The 16894-nt window shown below is 65.5% G+C and carries 14 protein-coding genes; 6 read left to right on the forward strand and 8 right to left on the reverse strand.

Features of this window, described 5'->3' with window-relative positions; genetic code table 11:
• Positions 1 to 3: 3 nt before the first annotated feature.
• Positions 4 to 1995 (reverse strand): cutinase family protein, encoded by a 1992-nt coding sequence (locus KV110_RS23275; protein ID WP_218469403.1) that lies wholly within the window; start codon positions 1993 to 1995, stop codon positions 4 to 6.
• 346 nt (positions 1996 to 2341) lie between these two features.
• Here KV110_RS23275 and KV110_RS23280 point away from each other — a divergent pair, with 346 nt between their 5' ends.
• The gene (locus tag KV110_RS23280) at positions 2342 to 2857 is read left to right on the forward strand and encodes an anthrone oxygenase family protein (protein WP_218469404.1); all 516 of its coding nucleotides are present in this window, start codon (positions 2342 to 2344) and stop codon (positions 2855 to 2857) included.
• 20 nt (positions 2858 to 2877) lie between these two features.
• Here KV110_RS23280 and KV110_RS23285 read toward each other — a convergent pair whose 3' ends face one another.
• The 5 genes from KV110_RS23285 to KV110_RS23305 form a co-directional block, all read right to left on the reverse strand.
• Entirely contained in the window at positions 2878 to 4314 is a 1437-nt protein-coding gene (locus tag KV110_RS23285) for a cytochrome P450 (protein ID WP_218469405.1), read from the reverse strand.
• Positions 4311 to 5513: an MAB_1171c family putative transporter gene (locus KV110_RS23290; protein ID WP_218469406.1), complete on the reverse strand. Its 1203-nt coding sequence runs from the start codon at positions 5511 to 5513 to the stop codon at positions 4311 to 4313. The genes KV110_RS23285 and KV110_RS23290 overlap by 4 nt, the downstream gene beginning before the upstream one ends.
• A complete protein-coding gene (locus tag KV110_RS23295) occupies positions 5510 to 6025 on the reverse strand; it encodes a hypothetical protein (RefSeq protein WP_218469407.1) in 516 nt (171 codons plus the stop codon). Before KV110_RS23295 ends, KV110_RS23290 begins: the two co-directional genes overlap by 4 nt.
• Positions 6026 to 6188: 163 nt before the next feature.
• Positions 6189 to 7658 (reverse strand): type 1 periplasmic-binding domain-containing protein, encoded by a 1470-nt coding sequence (locus KV110_RS23300; protein ID WP_218469408.1) that lies wholly within the window; start codon positions 7656 to 7658, stop codon positions 6189 to 6191.
• Positions 7655 to 9673 (reverse strand): hypothetical protein, encoded by a 2019-nt coding sequence (locus KV110_RS23305; protein ID WP_218469409.1) that lies wholly within the window; start codon positions 9671 to 9673, stop codon positions 7655 to 7657. The genes KV110_RS23300 and KV110_RS23305 overlap by 4 nt, the downstream gene beginning before the upstream one ends.
• A gap of 293 nt (positions 9674 to 9966) precedes the next feature.
• On the opposite strand from KV110_RS23305, the gene KV110_RS23310 reads away from it, so the two are divergent.
• Together KV110_RS23310 and KV110_RS23315 are read left to right on the forward strand one after the other, a co-directional pair.
• A complete protein-coding gene (locus KV110_RS23310; RefSeq protein ID WP_218469410.1) occupies positions 9967 to 10374 on the forward strand; it encodes a RidA family protein in 408 nt (135 codons plus the stop codon).
• Positions 10325 to 10777 carry an NIPSNAP family protein gene (locus tag KV110_RS23315; RefSeq protein ID WP_246633925.1) on the forward strand — a complete coding sequence of 151 codons (453 nt, stop codon included), beginning with the start codon at positions 10325 to 10327 and terminating at the stop codon, positions 10775 to 10777. The genes KV110_RS23310 and KV110_RS23315 overlap by 50 nt, the downstream gene beginning before the upstream one ends.
• A 108-nt stretch (positions 10778 to 10885) precedes the next feature.
• On the opposite strand, the gene KV110_RS23320 is transcribed toward KV110_RS23315, so the two are convergent.
• Both KV110_RS23320 and sigJ read right to left on the reverse strand, forming a co-directional pair.
• Positions 10886 to 13900 (reverse strand): alpha-mannosidase, encoded by a 3015-nt coding sequence (locus tag KV110_RS23320; RefSeq protein WP_218469411.1) that lies wholly within the window; start codon positions 13898 to 13900, stop codon positions 10886 to 10888.
• Between the two features lie 97 nt (positions 13901 to 13997).
• Positions 13998 to 14939, reverse strand: coding sequence for an RNA polymerase sigma factor SigJ (sigJ, locus tag KV110_RS23325; protein WP_218469412.1), 942 nt, complete (start codon positions 14937 to 14939; stop codon positions 13998 to 14000).
• 151 nt (positions 14940 to 15090) lie between these two features.
• On the opposite strand from sigJ, the gene KV110_RS23330 reads away from it, so the two are divergent.
• The 3 genes from KV110_RS23330 to KV110_RS23340 all read left to right on the forward strand — a co-directional run bounded on the left by KV110_RS23330 (position 15091) and on the right by KV110_RS23340 (position 16862).
• The gene (locus KV110_RS23330; protein ID WP_218469413.1) at positions 15091 to 15600 is read left to right on the forward strand and encodes a carboxymuconolactone decarboxylase family protein; all 510 of its coding nucleotides are present in this window, start codon (positions 15091 to 15093) and stop codon (positions 15598 to 15600) included.
• Positions 15601 to 15790: 190 nt separating this feature from the next.
• Positions 15791 to 16270: a hypothetical protein gene (locus tag KV110_RS23335; RefSeq protein WP_218469414.1), complete on the forward strand. Its 480-nt coding sequence runs from the start codon at positions 15791 to 15793 to the stop codon at positions 16268 to 16270.
• A gap of 256 nt (positions 16271 to 16526) precedes the next feature.
• Positions 16527 to 16862, forward strand: a complete 336-nt coding sequence (locus KV110_RS23340; RefSeq protein ID WP_218469415.1) for a hypothetical protein — start codon at positions 16527 to 16529, stop codon at positions 16860 to 16862.
• Positions 16863 to 16894 lie beyond the last annotated feature (32 nt).

Below are 16894 nucleotides of genomic sequence, written 5' to 3' on the forward strand. Positions count from 1 at the left end.
GTTCTACTTGACCCGGCCGATCCGCTGATTCATCCAGTCGCCGATCCGCTGGTTCGTCCAATCGCCGAGCCACTGGATGGCATTGCGGCCGGACCCGTCGACAATCAGCGAGCTGTAGTTCATGTGCACGCCGGAAGCGACAAAGCTTGCGGCACTGAGGCCGTCGCGGATGAGAGTGGCCAGATTGAGGTCATGGAAGGACGCCATCCGAGCGAGCGGCCCGGTCAGATCGTCGAGGTCGTGCACCGGCGGGGCGATGGTGCGCGCCGGTGCGTCGGACCGCTTGCCCAGCACCTCCGGCGGAGTCTGCTGCGCCTTGCCGGACAGCATGTCGGCCGCGACCGAGGCCAAGTCCACACCGATCGGCAGCAGGTCGGACAGCGCGGCACCCGCGCCGACCAGGTCGGGGGCCTGCCCGGGCGGTGGCACCAGCTTTTCGAGCACCGACCAAGCGACGTCCTGGATTCGGCCGACGATCTTCGCCAGCCGTGGGACATCGATGGTGGACAGGATCGACGTCGCCCGCGCGGCCACCTCGGTGAAGCCCTGCGCGTCCGGGATCATCGACAGAATCTGCGAGATCCACTTCAGGTCAACGCTCCCAACAAGTTCGACCAATGGCTGGAGCTCGTTGTTCAGCTCACCGGCGACCTGGTGGGCGCCCGCGGCGTCCATCGCGACAACCTTCTGCGGCAGCAGGATGAGGTTGTCCAAGATCTTCGGGAAGTCGAACGCGGTGACGTCGGCGGCGACGTCGAGTGCCTGGTCGACCAGCACGCTGGGTTTGAGCAACGCCAGGATTCTCGTTGCCGATCCCAGGATGTCGGCTGGTGCTGCGGCGAGGGGTGCGACCTGGTCGCGCAGGTTACCCGCCGCGATTCTCAGCGAACGCGCCTTGACGGAGTTCGGCCGCAGTTTGCCGACCCCGTTGTTCAGCAGCTTGGTCGCGTTGTCGGCGATCGTGGTCGCCGCAGCTGCCGCATCCGACAGATCGGATTCCCCGGCCATGGTCAGGACCTTGCCTGCGTTGTATTCGGCTGTGCCGGTAGGGGCGGCGCTCAGGCGGGCAATGGCGGCCGGGTTGGCCGCACCGGAGTCGATCAGGTCGACCAGCGGGTTGAGGGTGTTCGACACCTCGCTCGCACTACGACGGACCCGCGCCAGGTTGACGCCGACAGGGGACGTAAGGCTTGCGGTGAGATCGCCGATCGCCGCGGCCAGACCTGGAAGGTCGGTCTTCGAGAAATCCGAGGTCAGGGCCGCGGCCATCGGAAAGTTGGCGTCGGTGGGTGGTGCGCCACCGCTGAGCGCCTTGCTCAGGATCGAGCCCAACGCCCCGAGCAGTGGGTTATTGCTCTTCTGGATCGAGCAGTACAGGTCCTGGGGGTCACAGATCGAGGTGACCCGACCGGACAGCTTGCCCATGCCCTGCGGCCGGGGATCGGCAATGCCCGTGCCTGCCCTACCGGGACCGACGACGACTTCGCCCTCGGTGCCTGCGCCCGGGTCGGCGAGTAGGCCAACGGCCAGGACCCGGTCGGCGGGCACAGGGCCGCGATCGTTGCCGATGTCGGCAGCGAGATCTCCGGCGGCGTCGGCACCCTGGCTGTAGCCGTTGATGGTGAATTTCGCGGCTGGGCACCGGGTTCCGTAATCGCGCAAGACGGCCGTCGCGTTGTTCAGTGCGGTGTTCTTGCTGTCGGCGTAGGTGTAGCCATTGTCGAATGCGCGGGCCATGTAGGGGGTGAAATAGATTTCGGATTTCGGACCGTGCTGGCGTTGGATGGTCTCCGCGATCGGTGCGAGCATGCCGACGGGTTGCGCCGGGTCGGCGTCCTCGTCGGTCTCCCAGGTGCCAGGGATGAACAGGTTCAATGTCGCCGCGCAGGGAGTCGGCTCCGCATGCGCGACGGCGGGGGCAGCGACGGCAGACGAACCGAGGGCAACACCGACGGTCACCACCGTTGTGACCACATACCGCTTGGACGTACGCATGACTGACATCTGCACCCTCACTACCGAACTCGGCCGATCACTGCAGACACGCGCATCACCGAGCCGTCCGCCGCTGAGCGGACCGCGCCGGCCTATTGCCGGGCGAATAGCGTGCCGCGCCCATCGGCGGCGGCCTCTTCGACTGGTCGATTCGGGACCACCGTAATTCAATTTCCCGAACCATGAACCCTCAGCCGTGTCCTACTTACTTTCTTTAAGAAGGTCTTTCAATCCGTCCGCGATCCCGCGCGCGACCCGATGCAGCGTCACCGCCTTGGACGATGTCTTATGCTTCCGCGCCTTTCGAGCATGGGAAATCGGGTAGGCGCGTGCTGTGCTTGTTTCTATGACAACGACAAATGATCGAACGCGAGGTCCGGACCGTTGGTTGACGTCGGCGGCGGCGGTCGCGACCGCAATCAACGGCGGAGTGTTCTTCGACTTCTCCTTCGTCGTCATGCCGGGCCTACGCGAATTGCCTGCCGCGCAAGGGATCACAGCTATGCAAGCCTTCGACCGCACCGCGGTCACCCCACCGCTCATGCTGATGATGTTCGTAACCGCCGCGTTATGCGTCATCCTCATAATTCGGTCGATCATGACGTGGGGCAGCGCGTCCGCGCCATGGATCCTCGCCGCAGCCATCGCGTTCCTGCTCGCCGCAGTCGTGATCACAGGCGCGGCCAACGTCCCCATCAGCGCGTCCGTGGACGCCCTCGACCCATCGAGCACAGACGCACAAACCCGATGGAACGACCTGTACACCCAATGGCTCTGGTGGAACCACGCCCGCACCCTGACCTCGATCACCGCCGCCGTAGGTTTCACCATCGCCCTGCGCCCCCCACCCCAACCTGCCTGAGACGTCTCGGGCGGGTTTTCCTATCCGTCGACCGATCGGCTATGCGGGTGCCGTCGGTGGAATCGGAGGCGGAATCCTCTGGGTTTCAGGGTGATTTGCTCGCCGACGTCGAGTTGATAGTCCGGTTCGGGTTCGAAGGTGAAGGTGTGGATGATGTGAGCGAGGGCGAGCAGAATCTCGTGGTAGGCGAATTGGCGTCCGATGCACGCGCGTGCGCCAGTACCGAAAGGCTTGTAGGCCTTTAGAACGTTAGGGTCGAGTGCGCGTAGGTTGTCCGGCAGAAATCGGTCCGGGTCGAATTCGTCGTGGTCAGCGCCCCAGCCCGGGTCGCGATGGGCGGCGAGAGTGAGCACGAAGACCCAATCACCTTGATCGAAGCGGTAGCGTCCGTCGCCGATTGTGGTGTCGTGCTTGGCTTCTCGGAAATAGCCCGGTGCGATCGGCCACAGTCGCATCGTCTCGTCGATGACGCGGCGCAGGTATCGAAGTTTCGCGACGTCTTCGTAGCCGACGTCGGGCCGTTCGCGGCCGGGCCAGCGTTCATCGACCTCGGTGCGTGCGCGGGCCGCGACATCGGGGTGATTGGCCAAGAAATACAGGACGAATGCGAGCACTCCAGCGGAGGTTTCGTGACCGGCCACCAGGAACGTCAGGATCTGGTGGCGGATGTTCTTCTCGTCGAGGCTCTTGCCCGAAGTCGGGTCGCTGCTGTTGAGCATCAACCCGAGCAGGTCACGGGTGCTGTCGGGGTCTTCGCGGCGCCGGGCGGCGATGACGTCATCGACGAGCTGCTTGGCGAATGCGATGTCTTTGGTTTGCTGATCGACGCGGCGGCGCGGGAATTTGTGCAGTGCCGGTGGCAGATTGGCGTTGCGATTGACGAATCGCAGTCCGCGGGTCATCGCGGCGACGAATGGATGTTCGTCGGTGTCGGCGCGAGTGAACGAATCGAACGAGTAGCTGAAACCCGTGCGACTGATGACTTCGAGGGTGAGCTTGTTGGTGTCCTCGGCGACGTCGACCCAGCGGTCTTCCCGTTCGGACCAGTAATCGATGAGTTCGGCGACAGTGTCGGCCATGCTCTGGTGGTAGCCGCGCATGGCAGCCTGAGTGAACGCAGGCGCCAGAATGTTGTGTGCCGTGTGCCAAGTGGGCTCGTCGTTGTAGGCGGTGAACAAGCCGTCGCGAGCGATCGGCCGCATGAGTCTGAACAGCGGGCTGAGGTTTTTCGTCCAGTGTTCTTCGTTGTTGATCTCGGCAAGGAGGTCAACCCCGGAGACAATGACGATGGGGTAAGTGACGATCAGCCGTTCGTAGATCGGACCGAGGCGGCGGGCGTCGCGCATCGCGGCCTGCGTCGGCTTGCCGGGCCGGACGGTGAGTAGATCTCCGAGCAATGGCAGCCGAAATGGCGGGTGCGGTAGCTGCTGAACGGAACTCAGCGACGCATCGGTCAACGGGGGCGCTCCTTATTCATTACGTGCGACATCGATGGCGGCGGCCCGGCGGCCGCGACGAGCGCCTGCGCGCCCGCCCATTGGCGGGCCAACTCGAGCAAGCTTTGCAGTTCCGAGTCCAGATCCCCCGTTGCCGCCGGGGGGCGCGGCGCGGTTCGTGCCGCGATCGGATCGGGCTGCGCTCCAGTGTTTTTCGCCCGCAGTGCGCGTGCCACGCTGATCGTATATAGCGTGACCTGGGCGCGTTTGCCGACTGCGGCACCGGTTGAAAGCGCCGGTTCGAGACGGTCGCCGGTCATGGGGGTATAGGGACGTAGGTTCAACAGGGCGTCGCGGATTTCGACGGTCATCCGATGCAGCCGCGCGGCTGGATCGAGCTCAGCGAGTTGATCGGCAGGGTAGAGCACCAGGTCAGGGAATGCGGCGGTGAGATCCGACCATAGCGGCTGGAGTCGGCGGTTGTAACGTGCGGTCCGATCCCACCCCACCTGCGCCGCTATGAGACTGAACAGCGGGATAGCGGTGATGATCGCGGCGGCGAAGGTTGCGGCGAAGAACGTCGCCGCTTTGCGTCGCATCTGCGGATCTGGCAGGGCGATGTCGGTGTAGGTGGACAACGCGGCGACCGATGGACCGGCGACGGCATCGATGAGGAGACCGCCCGCAGCGGCGAAAACCGCGTAGTAGACCAGCTTTTCGCGCGGGCCGAGGTCTTCGGCGCGAAATTCGTGAGCACTGGTCCGCAGTATCAGCACCGCGCACACCGCAAGCGGCGCCCCGAACAGCGCCCAAAATACGATCGAAGGCCACCCGAGGGCCTGGTCGATGAGCATCCCTTGTTGCCTCGCGGGGGTTCCCGCAGCCAGGACCAACACGAACACGGCAGCCGTCGCGATGTCGTAGCGGCGTTGCCGCACAGCAACGGTGTCCGGATCGGCGCCACCCCAAAGTTGGGCAATCCCATAGATCCCTGCCAGGGTGAACAAGATGCACCCCAGCGATAGTTGGTGCATAAGGCTGGCGATATCGGGGGCGACGCCACGCTCGTGCAGCAGTAAGCCGAGCACCGCCCATGCGAGTGACCGGTTGATCAGGCGGTCGGTGGGAGTGTGGCCGAGCAGCACCCACCGACCCACCATGAGTATGCATGTGACGGCAATGACCGGTAGCGCTATATAGGCGGGCAGCGGTGACGTCATCGGCGCCGACCGCGGAAGAAGGTACGCCGCATCGACGAATTCGGCGGCGGAGGTTGGGTTGCGTGCAGCATCGCGGCGTCGGCGAACGCTTCGGCGTCGCGTTCGTAGTCGTCGCCGTAGGCGTCGCGGCCCAAGACGCGCCGGACCGAATCCAGCGAGATCGACGGCAGCAATCTGCTCAACGCATCCGAGCCGACAGCATCGGGCTGCCCGGTGTGTTGCTGGCCATGATCGAGCAGCATATGACCGACCTCGTGCAGCACGATGTGCTGGGCATGCCAGGGAGAGGTGTCGCGGTCGTAGACGATGATGTCGTCGTCGTGCCGGGCGATCCACAAACCGCTGCCGGTGCCGCAACCGGTGCCGCCGAGCCCAGAGGTATCCATGGGAGCCAAGGTGATCGGGCGCTTGCGGTACTCCGCTACCACCGCGACATAGGCGTCCAGGCTCCACGGCCGAGGTATCGGCACCGCATCGGATAGCTCGCGGAACCGATCCGCCATGCTGGACATCGACTGTTCCCCCTCGACCATGCGAACCAGGCGGGACAGTAGCGTAGCCCACGCCGTCACCGCGAGGCCGGGTGTCCTACAGCGTCCGGTGCAGCATTCGACCGGCCACCGAATGGGGTCTGGAACCCGCTCACCGGGCCGCAGGGCCCGGGCAAGATCGGGGTTACCCCGCGGGCGAGGACAGTCCAAGGAACTCTGGGGACTTTCCGGGGAGCACTCGTAGCATCGGGATCGGCTTGTTGACCGGGTTGCCTATCTCGTCGAAGTCGAGGGTGCCGCTGGCGCCGCGGACGGCCGTTGCGCCGTGCAAGCGGTTCATGGACTGCAATACGTCCTCGGGTCGCACGACGTTGCCTGCGGCGCCGGCCGCCTGCCGGATCGCTTGGACCGCGGTGACTACGGCGTCGTGGGAGATGATGGCGAAATTGTCTTCCAGTCCGTCGCTGGACAGTTCGCGGTAGCAGACCCTGCCTTGGCAGGCGGCATCGAATTGCGAGATGGAGTGCAGGTTGAATGCGTCCTGCTTCGCTCGCCAGGCCTGCGGATGAGCCAGGCCGGTATAGACAACGGAGACACCGGAATCCAGCGCGGTCTGGATGGCGTCGTCCGGCGCGGTGTAGGAGGACATGTCGTCGCCGGTGAGGACGGTGATCGGGTCCTTGCGGCACCCGCGTTCGGCGAGCGCCTTGATGAATGTCATGGCGTGTCTGGCCCGTCCGGCGAAGTACACCACTTCGGGTGCGGCGTGGCAGATGTTGGGCAGCATGTATTGAAACGTGTTGTCTACGTTGATGTCTTGCGAGTTGTACTTTTCGGTCGGACCCGAGAATTCGTGCGTGGCATCGGGAAAGGACTTGCTGAACTCCTCGGCGAGGGTCAGCGAATAGTGGTCCTGCGGGTTCTCGTCGCGAACAAGTAGCGCACGCCGCACGTCCGGTTTGAGGTAGGCGGCGCCCGCCCGCGCCTGGGCACTGTTGGTCGGTGATACCCGCAGCAAGCCGGGGATAGCGGAGAGGTTGTCGGCCGTCAGCGTTGAACCAACCATCGGCATCCGCATTTCGGCCAGCCTGCGCATGGCGTTCACGGCGTTGTCGACGCTGATACCGAAGCCGGTCACTGCGACGATGCGCTCCCGATCGCGGCGCTTGGCGAGTTCGTCGATCGTCGACTTCCATTGCGCCAAACCACTTCCCGCGTTGGCCAGCAACAACCGGATCCGTGGTTTGCTGCCCCACGTGGTGGCGTGGTTCGCCGCCAGCTGACCCAGGTGGGCACCCTCCAACTGATGGCGGACCCACTCCATCGTCACGATTTCGTCCCCGGTGCCGCGCAAGGTCATCGGCAGCATCACGGCAATGCTGACGTGCGCAACACCTGACCCCGCCACATCGTCGTTCTCCTTGCGGATGCGCTCTTCGATGCTGCGCAGTTCCGGCGCGAACACCACGCGGCCGTCGGTCACCCCCGTGCATTCTTTGTACGGCCCGGTTCGGACGACGCCATCGCCGCAACGCTTGACCCTATCGAGGATGACGAACGTCGCGACCACCACGACGGCGACCGTGACGGCCGCCATCGCGGCCAACGCCCATTTCCGCCACCACGGTGGCGGCGGCGCGATCTGGGTGGTCACCGGTACTTCTCCGCCCGTTCGTGCAGCACTCCCGCGCCGCGGCCGCGGCCGCGTGCCAGCTGCCGGAATTCGTTCTCGATCGTGTGGTTCAGGGCCCGCTCCGGATCAGCGACCGGGTCATTGGAAACCCACAGACAGGCGACGAGCCAGGCCAGCGTGTTGTCGGGGCCGAGGCCGTTGCCCCGGACCAGTTCCGCGACTTGGTCGATCGGCGCCGCCGTGCCGCCGAGGCGGTTCGGTGCCGAGGTGATGAGATCCAGGTCCGACAGCCAGGCTGCCGCCGCGGGCACGTCGAATTCGGCGCCGTTCGATTCGAAAGGTCGGCCGAGGTAGCCGACCACCGCGCCGAGGTCGCCCAGCGCCAGATCGTGGTAATGCGCGGCGGCCGCCTGACCGTCGCGCCGATAGATGTCGCGGCACAGGGTGTGTGTCCTGGTCCAGTCGCGCGGATCGGTGTCGGGTCGGTCGGCCAACTCCTGCAGCAGGATTCGTCGTAACCAGGGGTTGATCGCCAGATCGGGCCCTCGACCGAAGTCTTCCCTGATCCAGAGCTGGTTGCGCAGCGTCTCCAGCAGTAGTTCGCCGTTGGGCATGGCGGAGTCGAGCACCACGGGCCGATAGAGCATGTCGACATTGCGGGCGGCGCTCGCGGTTACCAGGTCGCGGCGGGCGGGCGGCGGGCCGAAATCCCGCAGCAGAGCGCTCACTCGTTCGCGCACCGTCGACTCGGCCGTCTCTGTCTCCGAGACCGGCTGTGGCAGTGGGGAATCGAAGATACTGCGTGCGGTGGTCGCGCGCTCGCGGTCGTCGGACCGAGCGAGTGCGGTGAGCACTTCGACGGTCCCGCCTGGGTGACCCGCGGTGAGCCCGCGGGTGAAGTCGGTGATCCACCGGTCCGCGTGCATGCCCTGTCCCACAACGTCGTCGGCGAGGTCGGCGATGGCTTCCGTGGTCAACCGGCTCAAATCGAGCAAATACCACGGGTTCCACGGGCACTCGCGACTATCGGTGTCGGGCCAGTCGGTGTCGATGTCAGCGGGCGTGCGTGGGCTCGGCCACGGGATGTCGCCGGTGCGGTGTTCCCGGGGCCTGGCGTCGTCGTCATCGTGAAACCGGTGCGCACCGGGGCGATGCCAGCTGTCGCTCCAGTACGGAATCCAGGTCCGGCTGCTCGCGAACACCACCATGGGATCGGATTCGCCGGGCACCCTGCCGCGGGCCTCCTGCAGTGCCAGCAGAAATTTCCGGCCCGCCGGCGTGTGCACATTGTCGAGCAGCACAATGCAGTTCAGCGTCCGTCGCGACCCGTTGAATCCGGCGTACGCACGCCGCAGATCATGCAGGAACGCCTCGAAGAAGATCGCGTCGACATCGTCGCGGACGTCGGCGCGATCGTCGTCGTTCGCCCACTTGGCGAGGTCGATCAGGACATCCACGCTACTGCCCTGCGCGCCAGGCAGTCTCGGCACATTGCGCAGCAGCCTGCGACGGCCGAACCAACCGAGTCCACGTAACAGCCCATCGGCGGCGGGGGCTGCCCAGACGGGCAGTCCGCTCGTGGCCGTCCCGGTCGACCGCACCAATTCGACGATCCCGGTGCGATTCTGCTCGATCGGCTGGGTGTCCGACACAATCCTGCGCAGCTGCCGGATGGCCTCTCTGCGGTTGTCGGCCCGGGTGTGCAGGGTGCTGCCCACGATGAGCAGGCACAACCACAGCTGCGGAAAAGCCAGCCTGCCGAACTGCTTCCAATGCTTGCTCAGCTCGAACGCGAGTTCGCCCAGCACTTCTCGCGGTTCCCGCTCGGAGCGCTCGAAATCCAAGTAGGCGTGCGGGATCCGCTCGCATCGGTATTCCACCTCGCGAAGCAGCGCGGTCTTACCGGTGCCGCGTGGTCCGAGAGCCACCACTACCGGCAGGTTTCGGCTCCGTCCATTCGGCCGGTTGAGCAAGTGTTCGAGCAGCCATCCTGTCACCGCGTGCAGCCCGTAGAGACTCGGTCTCTCCTTTGGCATCGGGCCCCCTCGATCCCCTGACGTTCTTCCGCACCGCCGATTCGATGAACATCGGGTTTGTCGGCGCCGGATCTCCTGATAGTACGGACGACTCGTCCAGCTCGGGCCGCTAGTCGCCTTGATACCCCAGAAATGGGGGGATCACTCCCCGGCCGGCGGACTGGGATCGTCGCCGTGCGACAACGCGAACGCGCCATGACGGAACAGCCAGACGAGGCCGAAACTCGGATACGAGGGTCGGTTGGCGTAGCGTCGATGGCCTGCGCCGAGACTACTCATTCCGGGGAGAGCCGATGCCGAAGAATGTCACGCTCATTCGTTCGAACACGCTGTCCGATGTGGCCGAATACGCTTACGCAGCAACCGCTCCCGCCGAGGCGCGGCTGATCTTTCTGGCGGGGGCCTGTCCACTGAATGCGGACGGCTCGACTGCGGCCGTCGGGGATTACGCGGGGCAAGCGGCGAAAGTCATGGACAATCTGCGGATCGCGCTCGCCGATGCGGGAGCAACACTCGACGATGTCGTCAGCACGCGGGTCTACGTCGCGGCCACGCGGCAAGCCGATCTGGTGTCCGCGTGGGAAGTGGTCCGCGCGGCGTTCGGCAAGCACGACGTGCCCAGCACCTTGCTCGGGGTAACGGTTCTCGGCTATGACGATCAGCTGGTCGAAGTGGAAGCGGTTGCCGCAGTCGTGGATTGACGACGATGCCACGGACCGGATAGTGCTTGCCCCGGACGCTGCGACCTGCGGCTTTGGTGGCCGCGGCCGGGTCGTTAAGCTCGAACCCATGATCACCTGTGTCGTGGAGTATGTGATCGATCCCGCCGAAACAGCCGCATTCGAGCGCTTCGCCCGTCGCTGGATGAACCTGGTCGATCGGCACGGCGGTACTCATCACGGCTATTTTCTGCCCTCGGAAGGCGCGAGCGACAAAGCCCTCGCCCTCTTCAGCTTCCCCAGCCTCGCAGCCTACGAACAGTACCGAAGCCTGTTCGGCACCGATCCGGAGTTCATCGCGGCGGACCGCATCCGCGACGAGAGCGGCTGCGTCCTCCGCCACGAGCGAACCTTCATGCGTCCCTTGCTTCCTGACCACGACTAGCGTGTGTTCGGACACAACATGATTCGACATGGCTGCCAGCTACGGAGACTTCCTGGCCAGCGCACGCTCTGGGTGCCGTACCGGAGGTTTGCCAAATCCGGGCGGTGTTCATCCGAGGGCTTCGGGGGAACGGGCGAACCGGAGGGTGACGAGTTGGAAAGGCCGCAGGTGCAGGCGGACTCCCGCACCTTCACCGGTTGCTGCGGTGTTCTCCTGGATCGGCCGTTCCAGTAGATCGCAGACCTGGAATTCGGTGAAATCGAATCGGGCGGTAACCAGTGCCGAGGCTCGGCCGCCGTGTGCCTCGTAGACGCGGAACACGACGTCGCCGCTGCCGTCGTCCGCGAGTTTGACCGCGCTGGTCACCACTGCGTCGTTGTCGATGGTGAACAGCGGCTCGACGGCTTCGGCGACACCTGGCGTCAACGGCGGGAGGTTGATGCGGTAGCCCGCACGCACCGCGTCCCCGATCGAGGCGCCCGGTAGCAGCGAGTGCCGGAAGTGGTGTACCCCGTGGTCGGTCTCGGGGTCGGGAAATCGCGGCGCTCGCAACAGCGAAACCCGCAGTGTTGTCGTCGTTCCGCCATCGGCGCGAACCGTGCGGGTGACGTCGTGGCCGTAGGTGGAATCGTTGACCAGCGCCACACCCCAGCCCGGTTCGGCGAAGTGGACGAACCGGTGGTTGCAGGCTTCGAACTTCGCGTACTCCCAGCTGGTGTTGGTGTGGGTGGGCCGGAACAGGTGTCCGAATTGGGTCTCGGAGGCGTAGCGGTCGGCGTGAATGTCCAGGGGGAAGGCTAGTTTGAGGAACTTCTCGGTCTCGTACCAGTCAACGCTGGTGTCGATATCGAGGACGCCCGCCCGCAACGCCAAGGTCTGCTCAACCCTGGAGGGCCCGAACGAGCGGCCGACCCGCACGCCGCCCGAATCCGCGTCTGCCACAACGTAGTCCGCTTCGGTGAGGTCGGTGACCCGGTTTCGGTAGAACAGATCCACATCCCAGGCGTCCCACGAGTTCGGGAAGTCCGGATGCAGCTGTAGCAGGTTCGCGACCGAACCCGGCGGCAGTGCTTCGCGCTGATGCTCCAGGTCGAACACCGACACGACCAAGCCGCGCGCATCCACTTCGACCCGCAGAAGACCGTTGTCGAGGACGAACCCGCCACCTGCGCGCTCGGTCACCGAGCCCGGCCGCTCCGGCTCCGCCGGCGCGGCCGCACCGGCCGGCACCGACCGCCAAGTGTGCGGCGTCGGGTTGAATACGTTCGGTCCCACCCGCTCACCGCCGAGCGACCATTGAGCCCGCTCGACGAGCGTCGTCAGCTCCTTGGCCACCACCGCGTACATCTGCTCTGCCTCTCGGTGCACCCACGCGATCGACGAGCCCGGCAGGATGTCGTGAAACTGGTGCAGCAGCACCGTCTTCCAGATCCGGTCCAGTGCCGCGTACGGGTACTCGATGTTCTTCCGCACCGCCGCAGTCGCGGCCCACAGCTCGGCTTCCCGCAGCAGGTGCTCGCTGCGCCGGTTGCCCTGCTTGGTCTTCGCCTGACTGGTCAGCGTGGCGCGGTGCAACTCCAGATACAGCTCCCCCACCCATACCGGCGGGTTCTGATACTCGGCCGCGGCTTTGGTGAAGAAGTCGGCGGGCTTGTCCCACACCACCTTCGGCGAGCCCTCGAGGTTCCTCATCCTGGCCGCCTTCGCGATCATCTCCCGCGTCGTCCCGCCACCACCGTCGCCCCAGCCGGTCGGCGCCAACGACCTCGACGCGCGCCCCTTGTCCTTGAAATTCCGTGCGGCGTGGGCGATCTCGCGGCCGTGCATGGTGCAGTTGTAGGTGTCGACCGGCGGAAAGTGGGTGAAGATCCGGGTACCGTCGATGCCCTCCCACAGAAAGGTGTGGTGCGGAAACTGATTGATCTGGCTCCAGGAGATCTTTTGTGTCAGCAGCGATTCGGCTCCCGCGGCCTTGATGATCTGGGGCAGCCCGGCCGCGAATCCGAACGTGTCGGGCAGCCAAACCTCCCGGTCCTCGACACCGAACTCGTCGAGAAAGAACCGCTTGCCGTGCACGAACTGCCGCGCCATCGCTTCCGAGCCCGGCATATTCGTGTCGGCTTCGACCCACATGCCGCCGGTCGGCACGAACCGTCCCGCCGACACTGCCTCCTTGACTTTTTCGTAAACCTCCGGGCGGTGCCGCTTGATGAAGTCGTATTGCGCCGCTTGGGACATCGCGAAGATGAACTCCGGTTCCTCGGCCAGCAACGCGGTCATGTTGGCGGTGGTGCGCGCGACCTTGCGCACCGTCTCGCGCAGTGGCCACAGCCACGCCGAGTCGATGTGCGCATGCCCGACGGCGGAGATCGTGTGCGCGGACGGTACCGCCGGTTTGGCCAGCACATCAACCAGGCACGCGCGCGCTGCCGCCGCGGTCGAGTTCACGTCCTGTAGGTCGATGGCGTCGAGCGCGCGCTCGATCGCACGGACGATATCGAAGCGACGGGCGGGATCCTCCGGCATCTCGTGCATCAGTTCGCCGAGCACCTCCAGATCCAGCGCCAGCTGCCACACCTCTTCGTCGAAGATCGCGAGATCCATTCGGCCCAGCCGGTATTGCGGCTCGGTACCGGCGGTGAGCTTGTCGCCCAAAGCATTCGGCGAGAAGAAGGGAATGATCGGGTTCGAAGCCGCCTCGACGTGCAACACCACGTGCTCGCCACCGACCGCCGGAGACGCCACCCGCACCCACTGATTACGCGGGTGCAGACCCTTGACCGGCGATCCGTCCGACCGGTAAACCAAGCCCTCGCACTGGAAACCCGTCATGTTCCGGTCGAAACCGATATCGATGATCGCCTCGACGGTCTTACCGGCCCACGCGGCAGGCACTGTTCCCTCGACCGTGAGCCAGCTGGTCCCCCACGGCGCGCCCCACGGGGTGCCGGGCCGGGTAGGCGTCCGGGGCGCGGCCAAGCCCTCGGCTACCGGCACCGGCTCATCGGGCGCGACCCAGATGGACACCGCCAACGGCACCGACTCCGGGTAGATCGCCGGAGCGATCCGCTCCGTCAGCACCCGCCCGAGGCGGCCCTCGACCAACCGACGATCATCGTGCATAGCGGTGGCTCCGATCGGATCCGAGGGCGTGGCGAAAACGCGACTACCCCCATTGTCCGACAGTGCCGTGGATTCTCCGGCACACCGGCCGCAGGTTTCAGTACTGTGACCCCACCGTCCACGGCCGGAGCTTTTCGGGATTACGTATTGCCCAAATGTGTGTGATCCGGTCGCCTGCGATGTCGAATGCGTAAACCGTCACGGTGACGCCGTCTTGCTGGGCGACCAGGCCGGGCTGACCGTTGACCGTACGTTCCAGCAGCGTCATGTCGGATGTCCTGCGGGCGAGTTCGATGACCAAGCGCGCGATCTGCTCGGCACCTTCGAGGGGGCGCAGCACGGTGCTGGCAAGACCGCCGCCGTCGCCTATCGCGGTAGCGGCCGGGTCGAGCAAGCCGATGATGGCGTCGATGTCCTTGGCCTCCCATGCCTGCTTGAAATCCCGGACGAGGGCGGCCCGCCTGGCCGTCGGGGTCGCGGGGGTCTGTGTCGCACGAATACGGCGGCGGGCCGATGCGGCCAGCTGGCGACAGGCCGCCGGTGTGCGGCCGACGATCTCGGCCACGTCGGCGAAGGGGTAGCGGAAGACGTCGTGCAGGATGAATGCGACGCGCTCGGCCGGGGTCATCGCTTCGAGCACGACGAGGAAGGCCATGTTGATCGACTCGTCGAGGGTGACCCGGTCGGCCGGATCGGCGGAGATGCCGTCCGAGTGCCCAGTCCATTCCGTCGGTTCGGGTAGCGGCTCGGGGATCCACTCGCCCACATAGGTTTCCCGGCGGGCCCGCGCCGAGGAAAGCAAGTTGAGGCAGATGCGGCTGGCGACCGTGGTCAGCCAGGCGCCGGGGGTTTCGATGGCTTGCCGCTGCGGCGCGGACATGGCGTACCAGCGGGCGTAGGTCTCCTGCACGACGTCCTCGGCGTCGGCCAGCGAGCCGAGGAGCCGGTACGCGAGATTGATCAGCTGCCGCCGCTCGCTCATGATCACGCTCAGGCCGGGATCGAGCCTGCCGTGTCCCGGCTCGGATCGGGTGGTCATGGTGTCCTGGTCATTGTGTCGGTGACTCCCTTGGTTCGTGCCATCACCAATTCGACAAGACAGCGCGGGAAATTGTGAGGTGGCGCGTCGCCTCACGTTCCGAGGGGTTGTGTTGTCGGACTTCATACGCCCTTCGAAAGGAAACCTCGCCATGTCCACGACCGAGACAACGACCCAACAGGACGACATCCAGTCACGTCTGCCCGACCTCACCAAGCTCTTCCCCGAACTGGCGGCACTCTCCGGAGCCGTGCACAAGGCCATCCGGGACAGTTCGGTTCCGCAGACCACCATCAACCTGATGATGCTCCGCGCCGCGCAGATCGTCGGCAGCACCTACCACAGCATCTGGGTTACCGACAGTCTCCGCAAGACGGCGGAATCAGAGCGGCGAATCACCGCCGTGGCGACATGGCACGACGCCCCTTACTTCACCGACGCAGAACGGGTCGCACTAGAGCTCGTGGAGGCCGTGCTCACCCCGAACCCGTTCGGTGAGCGCGTCTCCGACGAGCTGTTCGCCAGGGCATCCGCCCACTATGCCGACGAGGAGCTCTGGACGCTCACCATGGCGATCGGCCACTTCGGCTTGTTCACCCCGGTCGCGCTCATCGGCAAGCCGATCCCCGGTAGGCCTCCCGGGAAGAACTACAGCAGGTAACGCCCACCGAGATCGGCCGTTCTCGATATCACGGTTTGATAACGGGACGCGCGGGGTACTGGTTGGACAAGACGGTGATGTTGCTCGGACCGTGGCCGTCCACGGGTCAGTGATGTTGCCGTCCATAGCCAATACCCCTGCGCGGCAGGCCGATCGCGTCTGGCGAACATCGACTCAGAGGAGTAGGCCAGTGCACATCGAGGAAACAGTGCTGCCCGTATCCGGATTACAGGTGCAGTGGCGTCCAGCGGATGAGCATTTCCGCATTCGCCCGCCCGGCCACGGCGACACTCTGGTCGCCTCCGAGAAACTAGCCTGGCGACCGTGGTCAGGACACAGCGACATGGCCGTCGGCACCTCGGGGCCGCTCGCTGAGGAAACCCCGTCGATGTGGTGGGCAGTATGGGGCGAGTACACCGGCACCGACGTCCTGGTCACCCTCGATGATCTGAGCCACCCGCCGGTAATGATCTTCGGCAAGCTGTGGCTGACCGAATGGTGTGGACCCGAACAGGAAGTCATCGTGGTCACCGGAGGTCGGCAGGCCGAGGTCCAGTTCGCCACGCCCCCGGACCCGCCGACCGGACGTCACGAAGACCGTAGCGAGGACTGGCATTGCGTCGAAACACCTGCCGGATTCCACGACATTCCCCGGCTTCGGACGCCATGAGTCGAACCGGCTGACTGCTGCCTTCCCCGCAGGTGCCGGGCTGGAGAGCGACGGTGCTTGCTCTCCACGGTCACCATGTCCGGCCGTCAGCCGAGCCGTGTCCGGCCAACGAATTGTCCGCCGGACAATCCGGCATTGTCCGGTCGGCGATTCGGTTCTGACCTGCGGAACCGGAAACGCATTGTGGAGGCCAATGTTTCGCGACTCGAGACTGGGAGGTGTCCCGGCTGTCCAGTCACAGAAACCGGAGCCTCCCATGGCCGAGCAGTCCAACCACACGCCACCGGCCCCCGATCCGGCATCGCGCGACGCGAAGCAGACTTCCGCCACCGCACTCGACATCCTGGCCACGCTGCTCGATGCGGCCGGACAGCCCGAACTCGCCCGCACGATCGCGATCACCGCGATTCTGGTGCGCGCGACGCCAACCGCGGTGATCACGCGGCTGGCGCACTCGACGCGGAACACCACCATGGTCACTCGCACGACGCGGTCGATCACCGCCTCGACGCGACATTGTCGCCATGCCGGACGCCGGGCAGCCCGCGCGATCGGCGCCCTGCTCCGCGGTGGCGGCTCATACCGCGGTTGATCCTCTTTCTTCGGGGAAGGTAAAGACTCCCG

It is taken from the genome of Nocardia iowensis, assembly GCF_019222765.1.
Taxonomy (GTDB): Bacteria; Actinomycetota; Actinomycetes; order Mycobacteriales; family Mycobacteriaceae; genus Nocardia; species Nocardia iowensis.

Coding starts and splice junctions, on each gene's coding strand:
- KV110_RS23315 (WP_246633925.1), top strand. CDS start 10,325: ATGACGATCAGCTGGTCGAAGTGGAAGCGGTTGCCGCAGTCGTGGATT.
- KV110_RS23305 (WP_218469409.1), bottom strand. CDS start 9,673: ATGCCAAAGGAGAGACCGAGTCTCTACGGGCTGCACGCGGTGACAGGA.
- KV110_RS23275 (WP_218469403.1), bottom strand. CDS start 1,995: ATGCGTACGTCCAAGCGGTATGTGGTCACAACGGTGGTGACCGTCGGT.
- sigJ (WP_218469412.1), bottom strand. CDS start 14,939: ATGACCACCCGATCCGAGCCGGGACACGGCAGGCTCGATCCCGGCCTG.
- KV110_RS23310 (WP_218469410.1), top strand. CDS start 9,967: ATGCCGAAGAATGTCACGCTCATTCGTTCGAACACGCTGTCCGATGTG.
- KV110_RS23340 (WP_218469415.1), top strand. CDS start 16,527: ATGGCCGAGCAGTCCAACCACACGCCACCGGCCCCCGATCCGGCATCG.
- KV110_RS23295 (WP_218469407.1), bottom strand. CDS start 6,025: ATGTCCAGCATGGCGGATCGGTTCCGCGAGCTATCCGATGCGGTGCCG.
- KV110_RS23320 (WP_218469411.1), bottom strand. CDS start 13,900: ATGCACGATGATCGTCGGTTGGTCGAGGGCCGCCTCGGGCGGGTGCTG.
- KV110_RS23280 (WP_218469404.1), top strand. CDS start 2,342: ATGACAACGACAAATGATCGAACGCGAGGTCCGGACCGTTGGTTGACG.
- KV110_RS23330 (WP_218469413.1), top strand. CDS start 15,091: ATGTCCACGACCGAGACAACGACCCAACAGGACGACATCCAGTCACGT.
- KV110_RS23290 (WP_218469406.1), bottom strand. CDS start 5,513: ATGACGTCACCGCTGCCCGCCTATATAGCGCTACCGGTCATTGCCGTC.